Annotated in this window: 13 protein-coding genes; 5 read left to right on the top strand and 8 right to left on the bottom strand. The window is 68.0% G+C overall.

Translation table 11 applies throughout. From position 1 onward, the window contains the following. Positions 1-34: 34 nt before the first annotated feature. The gene (locus J2126_RS21310) at positions 35-973 is read right to left on the bottom strand and encodes an ornithine cyclodeaminase family protein (protein WP_209488820.1); all 939 of its coding nucleotides are present in this window, start codon (positions 971-973) and stop codon (positions 35-37) included. Positions 974-1,113: 140 nt separating this feature from the next. On the opposite strand from J2126_RS21310, the gene J2126_RS21305 reads away from it, so the two are divergent. The 3 genes from J2126_RS21305 (at position 1,114) to ligD (ending at position 5,134) form a co-directional block, all read left to right on the top strand. Beyond that, entirely contained in the window at positions 1,114-1,398 is a 285-nt protein-coding gene (locus J2126_RS21305; protein WP_209488819.1) for a hypothetical protein, read from the top strand. Between the two features lie 217 nt (positions 1,399-1,615). Further along, positions 1,616-2,542, top strand: a complete 927-nt coding sequence (locus tag J2126_RS21300; RefSeq protein ID WP_209488818.1) for a Ku protein — start codon at positions 1,616-1,618, stop codon at positions 2,540-2,542. Between the two features lie 15 nt (positions 2,543-2,557). Next, entirely contained in the window at positions 2,558-5,134 is a 2,577-nt protein-coding gene (gene ligD, locus J2126_RS21295) for a DNA ligase D (RefSeq protein WP_209488817.1), read from the top strand. A gap of 7 nt (positions 5,135-5,141) precedes the next feature. Here ligD and J2126_RS21290 read toward each other — a convergent pair whose 3' ends face one another. Genes J2126_RS21290 through J2126_RS21280 form a run of 3 tightly spaced genes read right to left on the bottom strand, consistent with a single transcriptional unit; the run spans position 5,142 to position 6,362 of the window. Further along, positions 5,142-5,942, bottom strand: a complete 801-nt coding sequence (locus J2126_RS21290) for a Ku protein (protein WP_209488816.1) — start codon at positions 5,940-5,942, stop codon at positions 5,142-5,144. Positions 5,943-5,954: 12 nt separating this feature from the next. Then, a complete protein-coding gene (locus J2126_RS21285) occupies positions 5,955-6,143 on the bottom strand; it encodes a DUF3008 family protein (protein WP_209488815.1) in 189 nt (62 codons plus the stop codon). Positions 6,144-6,155: 12 nt separating this feature from the next. Then, positions 6,156-6,362: a DUF2934 domain-containing protein gene (locus J2126_RS21280; protein ID WP_209488814.1), complete on the bottom strand. Its 207-nt coding sequence runs from the start codon at positions 6,360-6,362 to the stop codon at positions 6,156-6,158. Positions 6,363-6,497: 135 nt separating this feature from the next. On the opposite strand from J2126_RS21280, the gene amaB reads away from it, so the two are divergent. Both amaB and eda read left to right on the top strand, forming a co-directional pair. Next, on the top strand, positions 6,498-8,030 hold the full coding sequence (amaB, locus tag J2126_RS21275) for an L-piperidine-6-carboxylate dehydrogenase (protein ID WP_209488813.1): 1,533 nt from the start codon (positions 6,498-6,500) through the stop codon (positions 8,028-8,030). Positions 8,031-8,095: 65 nt separating this feature from the next. Next, a complete protein-coding gene (gene eda, locus J2126_RS21270; RefSeq protein WP_209488812.1) occupies positions 8,096-8,743 on the top strand; it encodes a bifunctional 4-hydroxy-2-oxoglutarate aldolase/2-dehydro-3-deoxy-phosphogluconate aldolase in 648 nt (215 codons plus the stop codon). Positions 8,744-8,818: 75 nt separating this feature from the next. Here the strand turns inward: eda and accC are convergent, their stop codons facing one another. From accC to J2126_RS21250, 4 genes are all read right to left on the bottom strand, one after another. Next, positions 8,819-10,177 (bottom strand): acetyl-CoA carboxylase biotin carboxylase subunit, encoded by a 1,359-nt coding sequence (accC, locus tag J2126_RS21265; protein ID WP_209488811.1) that lies wholly within the window; start codon positions 10,175-10,177, stop codon positions 8,819-8,821. A gap of 70 nt (positions 10,178-10,247) precedes the next feature. Continuing rightward, a complete protein-coding gene (accB, locus tag J2126_RS21260) occupies positions 10,248-10,727 on the bottom strand; it encodes an acetyl-CoA carboxylase biotin carboxyl carrier protein (RefSeq protein ID WP_209488810.1) in 480 nt (159 codons plus the stop codon). A gap of 52 nt (positions 10,728-10,779) precedes the next feature. After that, entirely contained in the window at positions 10,780-11,220 is a 441-nt protein-coding gene (gene aroQ, locus J2126_RS21255; protein WP_209488809.1) for a type II 3-dehydroquinate dehydratase, read from the bottom strand. Between the two features lie 145 nt (positions 11,221-11,365). Further along, positions 11,366-12,163 carry a DsbA family protein gene (locus J2126_RS21250; protein WP_209488808.1) on the bottom strand — a complete coding sequence of 266 codons (798 nt, stop codon included), beginning with the start codon at positions 12,161-12,163 and terminating at the stop codon, positions 11,366-11,368. Positions 12,164-12,165: the final 2 nt, after the last annotated feature.

Raw genomic sequence — 12,165 nt, 5'->3', positions numbered from 1 at the left:
GGAGGGCCCGGCTTTTCCCGGCCCTCCGCCGGCCCTATCGCCGACGCGCCACCAGCTCGGCCGCCACCAGATCCTCGATGGCCGCGCCCACGGACTTGAAGACCGTTATGGCGTCCGCGTCCGTCCGCCCTTCCTTACTGCCGGCGCATAGCTCGTAGAGGTCGGCCTTCACCTGATCGGTGGACCACACCCCAGCCGCCGCCGGCAGCAGCAGGTCGCCGGCCTCGCCGAGGGCGCCGGCATAAGTGTCCACATAGACATCGCTGGCGCGGATGAGCGCATCGTCGCTCTCGCGCATGGTGGGGGTGAAGGCGCCCACGAGGTCAACATGGGTGCCCGGCCGCACGTCCCGCCCCAGCACCAGCGGCACGTCGGAGGTGGTGGCGCTCGTGATGATATCGGCGGCAGCGACGGCGGCGGACAGGTCGGGCGCGGGCTCGGCCGGCAGGCCTAGTGCCTTCAGCCGATCCGCCATGGCGGCGGCGCGCTCCGGCACGCGGCCCCACACCAGCACGCGGCGGATGGGCCGCACGGCGCAATGGCCCTGCGCCAGCTGGAAGGCGAGATGGCCGGTTCCGACCACCGTCAGCGTCTGGCTGTCCATCCGCGAGAGGAAGGTGGAGGCGAGCGCGGAGGTCGCGGCCGTCCGCCGGTTGGTGAGCGCATCCGCCTCGATGACGGCGGTGGGCACGCCGGTGGTGCCGTCGAACAGGGTATAGATCCCGTGCACCGCTCCGAGGCCCCTGGCGCCGTTGGCGGGAAACACATTCACCAGCTTCACGCCGAACACCGCGCCGGGCCGCCACGCCGCCATGGTGAGGAGCCGGCCGGGCGTCTCGTCCGTGCCGACGTGATGGACACCGCGCACCGGCGATTCCACCTCCGCCGCCGCGAAGGCCGCCCGGAGCGCCGGCACGAGGCGCTCATAGGTCAGCGCCGCCTCGACCTCGCCCGCATCATAGAACGCGATCATGCCGCCTCTCCCTTCCGGAAACCTCTTCTAGACCAAGAGCGGCCAAAGCGCCGCAACGGCGCAGGGGGCACAGGACGTTGCCGCGACCGCACGGAACCAAAGGGCGGCGCGGCCACTTGGTTCTGCAAAGGAGACCTTCGATGCACCACGATGCAGCGAGCCGCGGACCCATCCGCCATTTCCTCCACGAGGCCGGCAGCTTCTTCCACGCGCCGCCGGGCTCAGAGCCGATCCTCGAATGGCGCGCAAAGGCGGCAGGCAGCGAGGTGCTGATCTGCGACGGCATGCCCGTCGCGCGCCTCGACTGCCACGACCGCCGCTGGACGTGGCGGGTGCTGGATGACGCTTCCGCGCCGATCCGCGCGGGGTCCGAAGCCGAAGCCCGGCTGCTGGCGACCTTCTACGCGCGGCGGCTGCACGGTTGAGGCTCGGCCTCCATTTGCACCGGTGTCATCCCCCGGCTTGTCTGGGGGATCCACGGGACGACCGGGTCGAGTCCTTGATCTCCGGCACCGCTCTGGCGGCGGAGTGGATGGCCCGGACAAGCCGGGCCATGACTGTCCTTCAAGGGATGGCATTTTCCCTTGCCCCCGCCGCCGCGCGGGTGTGCTCTGACAGACGAAGCCTGCAACGAGGGGCGAGATGGCGCCACGGGCGAGCTGGAAGGGGTTTCTCACCGTCGGCGCGCTGAGCTGCGCTGTCGGGCTCTATGCGGCTGCCTCCACGTCCGAGCGCATCAGTTTGCACATGGTCAGCCGCAAGAGCGGCCACCGCCTGCGCCGGCAATATGTGGACGAGGAAACCGGCGAGCCGGTGGAAAACGACGCGCAGGTGCGCGGCTACGAAGTCGCCAAGGGCGAATACATCACCATCGAGCCCGAAGAAGCGGCGGCTGTTCTTCCGGACAACGACAAGACCATTTCCATCGACGCCTTTCTGCCCTGCGATGGCATCGATACGGTCTATCTCGACCGCCCTTATTTCCTGGCTCCGGTGGACGAGGCCGCCGCCGAGGTTTTCGAAATCCTCAAGCGCGGGATGGCGGCCCAGAAGGTCGCCGCGCTGGGCGAGGCGCTTCTGTTCCGCCGCGTGCGCCGGCTGCTCATCCGCCCGACCGAGGAAGGCGGCGCGCTGCTCGCCTCCACCCTCTCCTTCGATTACGAGGTGCGCTCGGCGCAGGAGGCGTTCGCCGACGTGCCGGAGGTGAAGATCACCGCCGAGATGCGCGATCTCGCCACCCACATCATCAAGACCAAGGCCGGCACATTCGACCCCATGGCCTATCAGGACCGCTACGAGAGCGCCTTGGCAGAGCTGGTGCGCGCCAAGATGGAAGGCAAGCCCCTCCCGAAGGCCCCGCCGCGCAAGGAAGAGAAGGTGGTGGACCTTCTTGAGGCCCTGCGCGCCAGCGCCAAGGCGACAGAGCGCACCAGTGCCAAAGCGACAGGGGGCGCGAGCGGGAAGGCTTCCGGCAGCGGCAAGAAAGCGCCGACCAAAGCCAAGGCCGGCAAGAACGCCGCCGCCGAAAAGCCAGCGCCATCCCGCAAGACCACCCGCAAGGCGAGCTGAGAGGCGAGCTGACCCATGGCCGACCTTGACCGCTACCGCGCCAAGCGCGACTTCGCCGCCACCCCCGAGCCCTCCGGCGCCGATAAGCGCAAGGGCAAAGGCGCGGCGATGCGACCGGAAGGCGTGTTCGTCATCCAGAAGCATGCGGCCCGTCGCCTGCACTATGACTTCCGGCTGGAGATGGACGGCGTGCTGAAGAGCTGGGCCGTCACCCGCGGCCCCAGCCTCGTGCCCGGCGAGAAGCGCCTCGCCGTGCATGTGGAGGACCACCCGCTGGACTACGGCGGCTTCGAGGGCACCATCCCCAAGGGCCAGTATGGCGGGGGCAACGTGATCATCTGGGATCGCGGCACCTGGACCCCCATCGGCGATCCGCACAAGGCCTATGCCAAGGGCCACATGGAATTCACCCTCGACGGCGAGAAGCTGCACGGCCGCTGGCATCTGGTGCGCATGGCGCCGCGCAACGGGGAGAAGAACGAGAACTGGCTCCTCATCAAGGCCGAGGACGCCTTCGCCCGCCCCGAGGACGCGCCCGACATCCTGGAGGAGGAGCCGCTCTCGGTCGTATCCGGCCGGGACGTGGCCGCCCTCTCACCGGATGATCCGCCGCCCCGGAAGCGCGCTGAAAAGCCGGCAGCCCGACCGGCCGCGAAGCGCACGCGGAAGACGCCCGCGAAGGCCACCGGCGCCGCTCCGGAGACGCCCGGTGCGAAGAGCGGCACGCCCGCGTCCCTCGCTCTCCCGAAAGGCGCCAAGAACGCCCCCCTGCCCGCCTTCGTGCCACCCGCCCTCGCCACTCTGGCGACCAAGGCCCCGGCCGGTTCCAGATACCTCCATGAGATCAAGTTCGACGGCTACCGCATCCAGGCGCGGGTCGAAAACGCGGCGGTGCGGCTCCTGACCCGCACCGGACTCGACTGGACCGATCGATTCGGCACCGGCATCCCTGCCGAACTCACCCGATTCCCCATCCGAACCGGCCTTTTCGACGGTGAAATCGTCGTCGAATCCGGCAATGGCGCCACCGATTTCTCCGCCCTTCAGGCCGATCTCTCGGAGGGCCGCAGCGACCGCTTCGTCTATTATGTCTTCGATCTTCTCCACCTCGACGGCCACGATCTGACACCCCTTCCCCTCAAGGATCGCAAGGACTTGCTGGAAAAGCTGGTGGGCGAAAACGGGGACAAGGTGCGCTACAGCGCCCATTTCGAGGACGACGGCGCGCTCGTCCTCTCCCACGCCTGCCGACTGAGCCTCGAAGGGGTGGTCTCCAAGCTGAAGAATGCCCCCTACCATAGCGGCCGGTCCCGTGACTGGATCAAGTCCAAGTGTCTGGAAAGACAGGAATTTGTGGTCGGCGGCTTCGTCCCGTCCACCACCTCGCGCACTGCCATCGGCTCGCTGGTGCTGGGCGTGTTCGAGAAGGGCAAGCTGCGCCATGTGGGACGGGTCGGAACGGGCTTCACCCAACGCGTGGCGGCCGACCTCTACAAGCTCCTAGCCTCTGAAAAGACTGATGTTTCTCCCTTCGCCGGCAAGCTGACCGCGGAGGAGACGCGGGGCGTCATCTTCGTCCAGCCGCTCCATGTCGCGGAGGTGGAATTCGGCGCCTGGACCGGCGACGGCCACCTGCGCCACGCCGCCTTCCGCGGCCTCAGGGAGGACAAGCCGGCGACCGATATCGTCCGAGAAACCCCTGTAGAGACAAAGACTTCCGCCCCAGCCGCGCCCCAACGCCGGGTGCGTCTCACACATCCCGATCGCGTCTACTGGCCGGACGTGGGCCTCACCAAGGAAGGGCTCGCGGACTATTATGCGCAGGTCTGGCGGTACATGGCCCCGTTCGTGACCGGCCGCCCGCTGGCATTGGTGCGCTGTCCGGAAGGCATTGACGGACAACGGTTTTTCCAGAAGCATCCGTGGAAGGGGCTGGACAAGAACATCCTCCAGGTCGCCGATCCCAAGGAAAAGGACGAAGCCCCCTACCTCGCCATCCGCGACCTCGACGGGCTGATCGCCCTGGTCCAGGGAGCCGCCCTGGAAATCCACCCTTTCGGCGCCACGCTGGCGAACTGGGAGCGGCCGGACCTCCTCACCATGGACCTCGATCCCGGGGATGACGTGCCTTGGCGGGACGTAATCTCCGCGGCGGAGGAGGTTCAGCAACGGCTTGAATCAAAAGGCCTTTCCGCCTTTCTGAAAACCTCCGGCGGCAAGGGCCTGCACGTCTGCGCCGCCCTGAAGCCCAAGGCCGATTGGTCTCGGCTGAAGGCCTTCACCAAGCAGATGGCGGAGGAGATGGCGGCCGACAGCCCGGAGCGCTATGTCGCCACCATCACCAAGTCAAAACGTAAGGGCCGGATTCTTATAGATTATTTGCGTAACCAGCGCGGCGCGACGGCGGTGGCGCCGTACTCCACGCGAGCGCGCCCCGGTGCGCCGGTGTCCATGCCGCTGGCGTGGGAGGAATTGGGGGAGGCCATCGGCCCGCAGCACTTCACCGTGGGCAACGCCTTGGCCCGACTAATGAATCTCGGCCATGACCCTTGGGGAGATTTCCGCGCGGCGGCAGTGCCTCTGCCGGAGTAAACGGCCCCTATTTCCGTTTGCCCTTCTCGGCCGAAAGGCTGCGGCGCAGCGCATCCATGATGCTCACCACATTGCCGCCCGTTGGCGCCTCAGGAGCGGGCTTGGTAACCTTCTTCGCCGGACGCTTCTTGCGCTTTGAGGCGATGAGATCCATCAGCCCCTCCTGCACGGGATCGTGCACCATCTCCGGCTCAAAGGCTTGAGTGCGCTCGGAAATCAGCTTCTTCACCAACCCCAGCGCCGCCTTGTCCGGCGCCCCCCTGGCCTCCGGCGCGCCGTCGAATTCGCGGACCTCGTCGCCATAACGAAGCGTCCAGAGAATGAGCCCGCTGCCGCGCGGCTCCAGCATCACGCCCCGCTCGCGCCGGTACATCACGAGGCGCGACAGCGCCGCCGTCCCGGTGTCCTCCATGGCCGAGCGGATCACCGAGAAAGCCTCGGCGCCGACGGCGTCGTCCGGCACGAGGTAATGGGGCTTGTCGAGATAGACCCAGCCGATGGTGTTGCGGGGGACGAAGCTCTCGATGTCGATGGTGCGCGTGGTCTCCAGCGCGATATCGTCGAGTTCTTCATCTTCGACAAGCACATAGCTGTCGTCGCCGGTCTGGTAGCCGCGCCCCTCGTCGGCCTCGGACACGGGCTTGCCGGAGCTCTCGTCCACGTAGCGGGAAACGATGCGGTTGCCCGTTTCCCGGTTCAGCGTGTGAAAGCGCACCTTCTCCCGCTCCGATGTGGCCGGCGTCATGGCCACCCGGCAGGTCACCAGGGAGAGCTTCAGATAGCCCTTCCAGAAGGCACGCGGCGCCATGCGTCCTACCGGTCAGTCTTTGGAGACATGGGAGGGCTTGCCCTTCTGCTTGGTCGCGGCAAGGTCATGAAGCTCTTTCTCGCTCATGGTGTCCACCATCTCGCGAGACGCGCCCTTGAGCGACGATGTCTTGCGCTCACCCCGCTTGGCGGAGAGAGCGGCGCCCGCCGCCATCTGCTGAGCCTTTGATTTTGCAGGCATTTGAAGCCTCCATCAGTAAGAGCGCCGACCTTTCAGGACCTCCAGCTCCGCGCGCTCCCAGTATTCCCGGTCGCGACCCTGCTGACAGCCATCCTCCCGCCAGAGCGCATGGGCGCGCCAGCGGATGCGGTCCAGCTCAGTGTCGGAGAGACCCTGAACCGCGTTGGCCGCCTGGCCGGGCTGGGCGTTGGTGGGGCTGGCGTCGTTGGCGTGGGGCATGTTCCTTCCTCCGCGCGATGGTGAGGCGCACGGGTGCGCCTCGGTTCCTCCCGCCCCAACCCTCGCCCGCGCACGATGGTTCCCGCCGCCGCTCGGGACGGCTAGAACAGGCCAAACGATAATGAGGAGACGACCATGGCGCGCTTTCCCGTCACCGGCGAAATCTCAGCGGATGCGGATGCTTTGCTCGCCCGGCTCGGCATCTCGGATGATCGCCTCACGGGTACGCGGGAGGCGGTGACGCCATTGACCGGGGAAGTCATCGCCCGCGTGGCTGACATGGACGCTCCAGCGGTTCAGGACGCCATCGGCCGCGCGCATTCCGCCTTTCTGGAATGGCGCATAGTGCCTGCGCCGCGACGGGGTGAACTCGTACGCCTGTTCGGCGAGGAACTGCGCGCCGCCAAGGCGGACCTCGCCGCGCTGGTGACGCTGGAGGCCGGCAAGATCACCTCCGAGGGCCTCGGCGAGGTGCAGGAGATGATCGACATCTGCGATTTCGCCACCGGCCTCTCCCGTCAGCTCCATGGCCTCACCATCGCCACCGAGCGGCCGGATCACCGGATGATGGAGACCTGGCACCCCATGGGAGTCGTGGGCGTCATCTCCGCCTTCAATTTCCCCGTGGCGGTGTGGGCATGGAACGCCGCGCTGGCCCTCGTCTGCGGCAATTCCGTCGTGTGGAAGCCGTCGGAGAAGACACCGCTCACCGCCCTTGCCGTGGACGCCATCTTCGCCCGCGCCGCCGTCCGGTTCGGTGGTGTGCCGGAGGGGCTCTCCACCCTCGTGCTGGGGGGCCGCGCGGCCGGCGAGGCGCTGGTGGATGACCCGCGCGTGCCCGTCATCTCCGCCACCGGCTCAAGCGCCATGGGCCGCCATGTGGGGCCACGCGTGGCGCAGCGCTTCGGACGGGCAATCCTGGAACTCGGCGGCAACAACGCCGCCATCGTCTGCCCCTCGGCGGACCTCGATCTGACGCTGCGTGCGGTCGCCTTCGCGGCCATGGGCACCGCCGGCCAGCGCTGCACCACTCTGCGGCGGCTGATGGTGCACGACAGCGTGTATGACGCGCTCCTGCCCCGGCTGAAGTCGGCCTACGCCTCTGTCAGCGTGGGCGATCCCCGCGCCGAGGGCACGCTGGTGGGTCCGCTCATCGATGCCGGCGCGTTCGAGGCCATGCAGGTGGCTCTGGAAGCCGCGCGCGCGGTGGGCGGGGTCGTCACTGGCGGGGAGCGGCTGGGGGCCGAATTCGCGCTCGATGGCTATTATGTTCGCCCGGCGCTGGTGGAGATGCCCGCGCAGACGGACACGGTGGCGGCGGAGACCTTCGCGCCCATTCTCTATGTGCTGCGCTACTCCGACCTCGCCGATGCCATCCGCCTCAACAACGAGGTGCCACAGGGGCTCGCGTCCGCCATCTTCACCACGGACCTGCGCGAGGCTGAGCGCTTTCTCTCGGCGGCAGGTTCGGATTGCGGCATCGCGAACGTGAACATCGGCCCCTCGGGCGCGGAGATCGGCGGCGCGTTCGGCGGCGAGAAGGAGACCGGCGGCGGACGCGAGGCCGGATCCGACAGTTGGAAGGCCTACATGCGCCGCGCCACCAACACCATCAATTACGGCTCGAGCCTGCCGCTGGCACAGGGCGTGACCTTCGACGTGGGATGATCCGGGCGATTGGGGCTCGACATGGCAGCCGGACTGCGCTTCAACCGATTTAGAGGAGATATCCCATGAGCCTTCCGAGCCCGCTTTCCTTCGTCGCCAAGGCCCCGGTGGTGCCGGTCGTGGTCATCGAGCGCCTTGAGGATGCCGTGCCGCTCGCCCGCGCGCTGGTGGAGGGCGGTCTGCCGCTCATCGAGGTCACGCTGCGCACGCCGGTTGCGCTGGAGGCGCTGCGGCTGATCGCGGCCGAGGTGGAGGGCGCCATCGCCGGCGCGGGCACGGTCATCAATCACGCGCAGATCGACGCCACCATCGCGGCGGGCGCCACCTTCCTCGTCAGCCCCGGCACGACGCCGGAGCTGGCCTCTGCCTTCACCGAGACGCCGATCCCCGTCATGGCGGGCTGCGCCACGGCCTCCGAGGCCATGCGGCTGGCGGAACTGGGTTTCGAGGTGCTGAAGTTCTTCCCGGCGGAGGCCTCGGGCGGCGCGGCCTTCCTGAAGTCGATCGCCGGCCCACTGCCCCACCTGCGCTTCTGCCCGACCGGGGGGATCGGCCCGGCGAATGCGGGCGACTATCTCGCTTTGCCCAACGTGGTAGCGGTTGGCGGCTCCTGGGTCGTGCCGAGCGACGCAATCCGCGCCGGTGACTTTGGCAAGGTCCGCGAGCTGGCGACGGCCGCCTCCCAGCTCAAGCGGGCGGCCAAGTTCGGCTGAGCGATACGCACCTCTCCAGACAAAAAGCCCGGCACTTGGCCGGGCTTTTTCATGCGGGGCGTCGGAAGCCTTGGCTCAGCCGACGGACTTGCCCTCGCCCTCGGCCAGGAAATGCTCCAGCCAGTGGATGTCGTACTGGCCCTCGGCGACGTCGCGGGTGCGCACCAGCGTGCGGAACAGCGGCAGGGTGGTGTCGATGCCGTCCACCACGAACTCGTCCAGGGCCCGGCGCAGGCGGCGCAGGCACTCGTCGCGCGTCTTGCCGTGAACGATGAGCTTACCGACGAGGCTGTCGTAGGTGGGCGGGATGACGTAGCCCTGATAGGCGTTGGAATCCACGCGGATGCCGAGGCCGCCGGGCACATGGTAGTGCGTGATCTTGCCGGGCGACGGGCGGAAGGTGGTCGGGTGCTCGGCGTTCACGCGGCACTCGATGGCGTGGCCTTCCATCACCACATCGCTCTGCTGGAGCGTGAGAGGCTCTCCGGCGGCGACGCGGATCTGCTCGTTAATGAGGTCGATGCCGGTCACCATCTCCGTCACCGGATGCTCCACCTGAATGCGGGTGTTCATCTCGATGAAGTAGAAGCGGTCATTCTCGTACAGGAACTCGATGGTCCCGACGCCCAGATAGCCGAGCTTGCGCATGGCAGCGGCGCAGGTCTCGCCGATCTCCGCCCGCTGGGCGGCGGTGATGACCGGAGACGGGGCCTCTTCCCACACCTTCTGATGGCGGCGCTGGAGCGAGCAGTCGCGCTCGCCGAGGTGGATGGCGTGGCCCTTGCCGTCGCCCAGCACCTGCACCTCGATGTGGCGCGGGGTGGAGAGATACTTCTCCAGATAGACCGCATCGTCGCCGAAGGCAGCCTTGGCCTCGGTGCGGGCCGTGGAGAGGGCCTGCGACAAGTCGTCGGCGGTCATCGCCACCTTCATGCCACGCCCGCCACCACCGGCGGCCGCCTTCACCAGAACCGGAAAGCCGATCCCGGCCGCGACGCGGTGCGCCTCCTCGTCCGAGTGGATGCCGCCATCGGAGCCCGGCACAACGGGGATGCCGAGGGACTGCGCCGTCTTCTTGGCCTCGATCTTGTCGCCCATGATGCGGATGTGTTCCGCCTTGGGGCCGATGAAGTGGATGTTGTGGTCGGCGAGGATCTCGGCGAAGCGTGCATTCTCGGCGAGAAAGCCGTAGCCCGGATGCACCGCATCCGCCCCGGTGATCTCGCAGGCCGCGAGCAGCGAGGGGATGTTGAGATAGCTCTCGCGGGCCGGCGGCGGGCCGATGCACACGCTCTCGTCGGCGAGGCGCACATGCATGGCGTCGGCATCGGCGGTGGAATGCACCGCCACCGTCGCGATGCCCAGCTCCTTGCAGGCGCGCAGGATGCGCAGCGCGATCTCGCCGCGGTTGGCGATGAGGATTTTTCTGAACATCAGCGGTGCGTACCTTGTGGGTGCCTGCCTCGTGGGTCTGTGCCGGTGTATGCGTGCCGCGCGGGCGCGCTCATTCGATGATCAGCAGCGGCTCGCCGTACTCCACCGGCTGCGCATTGCCCACGAGGATGCGCGTGACCGTGCCGGAGCGCGGCGCGGGGATGGCGTTCATGGTCTTCATCGCCTCGACGATGAGCACGGTCTGCCCCTCGCGGACGCTCGCGCCCACCTCGATGAAGGGGGCGGCGCCGGGCTCGGCGGCAAGGTATGCGGTGCCCACCATGGGAGAGGCAACGACGCCGGGATGCTTGGAGAGGTCCGCCGGAGCCTCGACCGCGACAGCCGGGGCAGCTGCCGCGACGGGCGCGCCAGCCGGATAAGGCGCGGCGTAGGGGGCCCCCTGGGCAATGGTAACCGGGGCGGGCGCGCGCACCACGCGGATGCGCAGGCCCTCGTGCTCCACCTCGATCTCGGTCAGGTCGCTGCCCGAGAGGAGATCGGCGATCTCCTTGACGATGGCGGTGTCGATGGGAGGGTTGGAGGGCTTCATGATGTTCCTGGCTCTGGCCGGCCGTCTGGCCGCGCGAGGGCGTTGGGGGATCTTAAGGGGTCTGCGGCAGGCCCGCGATGGCGCGCAGGCCCAGCACATAGCTCTGGGGTCCGAAGCCGCAGATCACTCCACGGGCAACGGGCGACAGATAGGAATGGTGGCGGAAGTCTTCCCGCGCGAACACGTTCGACAAATGCACCTCGATGGTCGGCACCCCAACCGCAGCCACCGCGTCGCGCAGCGCGACGGAGGTGTGGGTGTAGGCCGCGGCATTGAGGACGATGCCCCGCGCGCCGCGGGCCGCCTGGATGAAATCCACCAGCGCGCCTTCCGAATTGGTCTGACGGAAGACGATATCGAAGCCGAGCGCCTTTCCTTCGGCCCGGCACAGCGCCTCGACATCGGCCAGCGTCGCCGCGCCATAGATGCCGGGCTCGCGGGTACCGAGCAGGTTGAGGTTGGGCCCGTTCAGGACGTGGACGGTGTCTGTCATCCGTGCGTGATCTGCCACCGGCCTCCTGTCGGCCGGGTCGCAGCCTTATAGGGGTGCGCGCGGCCGATGGAAAGAGTGCCCACAGCACGGCCGACCCCGGGAGGCCGGACCGTACCCCGGGCACTCGGGGCGGGTGACGCCCCTTCTACTTGCCGGCCTGCTTGGTGCGGGCTTCGGCGATGGCGGCCTTGAGCTTGTCGAAGCCCACGGCGCCGACCACCACCTGATCGCCCACCACATAGGACGGCGTGCCGTTGAGCGACAGCGCCTCGGCGATCTTCATGCTCTCGTCGAGAGTGGCGTTGAGCTCGGGGGAGGTCGCCTGCTTCTGGATCAGCGCCGGGTCGATGCCGACCTCCTTCGCGACCGCGAGGGCCTTGGCGCGGTCCGCCTGGCCGCGGCTATTCAGCATCGCCTGATGGAAGGCCATGTACTTCTCGGGCGCGACCATGCGCACGGCCACGGCGACCTGCGCGGCTTCAACCGAGCCCTGGCCGAGCACCGGGAACTCCTTAAGCACCACGCGGAGCTTGGGGTCCTGCTTGATGAGATCCTGAAGGTCCGACAACGCCTTTTTGCAATAGCCGCAATTGTAGTCGAAGAACTCGACCAGCGTGATGTCGCCCTGCGGGTTGCCCGCGACGATGCCGCGCGGGCTCGACAGCAGCAGGGGCTTCAGTTCGGCGACCGCCTTGCTGCGCTGGGTGGCATCGGCCACCATCTGACGGCTTTCCAGCACCGAGATGGCTTCCTGGAGCACCTCCGGGTTCTGGATCAGATACTCGCGGATGATGCCGCCGAGTTCCTTCTTTTCCGCGTCCGTGAAGGCCGCGGCCGGGCTGGCAGCGAGCAGGACGGCCGGCAGGGCGGCCAGCGCCAGCGCGGAAAGGCGGGCGGCGAGGCGCCGAAAACCGGTTCGGGCCAGGCCCGTGGGGGAGAACATGC

Origin of the sequence: Xanthobacter flavus (assembly GCF_017875275.1) — a bacterium.
In the GTDB taxonomy this organism is placed as follows: domain Bacteria; phylum Pseudomonadota; class Alphaproteobacteria; order Rhizobiales; family Xanthobacteraceae; genus Xanthobacter; species Xanthobacter flavus_A.
The sequence above is the reverse complement of the archived record's forward strand: the minus strand, read 5'-3'. Positions and strand labels throughout refer to the sequence as shown.

Coding starts and splice junctions, on each gene's coding strand:
- J2126_RS21310 (WP_209488820.1), bottom strand. CDS start 973: ATGATCGCGTTCTATGATGCGGGCGAGGTCGAGGCGGCGCTGACCTAT.
- J2126_RS21305 (WP_209488819.1), top strand. CDS start 1,114: ATGCACCACGATGCAGCGAGCCGCGGACCCATCCGCCATTTCCTCCAC.
- J2126_RS21300 (WP_209488818.1), top strand. CDS start 1,616: ATGGCGCCACGGGCGAGCTGGAAGGGGTTTCTCACCGTCGGCGCGCTG.
- ligD (WP_209488817.1), top strand. CDS start 2,558: ATGGCCGACCTTGACCGCTACCGCGCCAAGCGCGACTTCGCCGCCACC.
- J2126_RS21290 (WP_209488816.1), bottom strand. CDS start 5,942: ATGGCGCCGCGTGCCTTCTGGAAGGGCTATCTGAAGCTCTCCCTGGTG.
- J2126_RS21285 (WP_209488815.1), bottom strand. CDS start 6,143: ATGCCTGCAAAATCAAAGGCTCAGCAGATGGCGGCGGGCGCCGCTCTC.
- J2126_RS21280 (WP_209488814.1), bottom strand. CDS start 6,362: ATGCCCCACGCCAACGACGCCAGCCCCACCAACGCCCAGCCCGGCCAG.
- amaB (WP_209488813.1), top strand. CDS start 6,498: ATGGCGCGCTTTCCCGTCACCGGCGAAATCTCAGCGGATGCGGATGCT.
- eda (WP_209488812.1), top strand. CDS start 8,096: ATGAGCCTTCCGAGCCCGCTTTCCTTCGTCGCCAAGGCCCCGGTGGTG.
- accC (WP_209488811.1), bottom strand. CDS start 10,177: ATGTTCAGAAAAATCCTCATCGCCAACCGCGGCGAGATCGCGCTGCGC.
- accB (WP_209488810.1), bottom strand. CDS start 10,727: ATGAAGCCCTCCAACCCTCCCATCGACACCGCCATCGTCAAGGAGATC.
- aroQ (WP_209488809.1), bottom strand. CDS start 11,220: ATGACAGACACCGTCCACGTCCTGAACGGGCCCAACCTCAACCTGCTC.
- J2126_RS21250 (WP_209488808.1), bottom strand. CDS start 12,163: ATGTTCTCCCCCACGGGCCTGGCCCGAACCGGTTTTCGGCGCCTCGCC.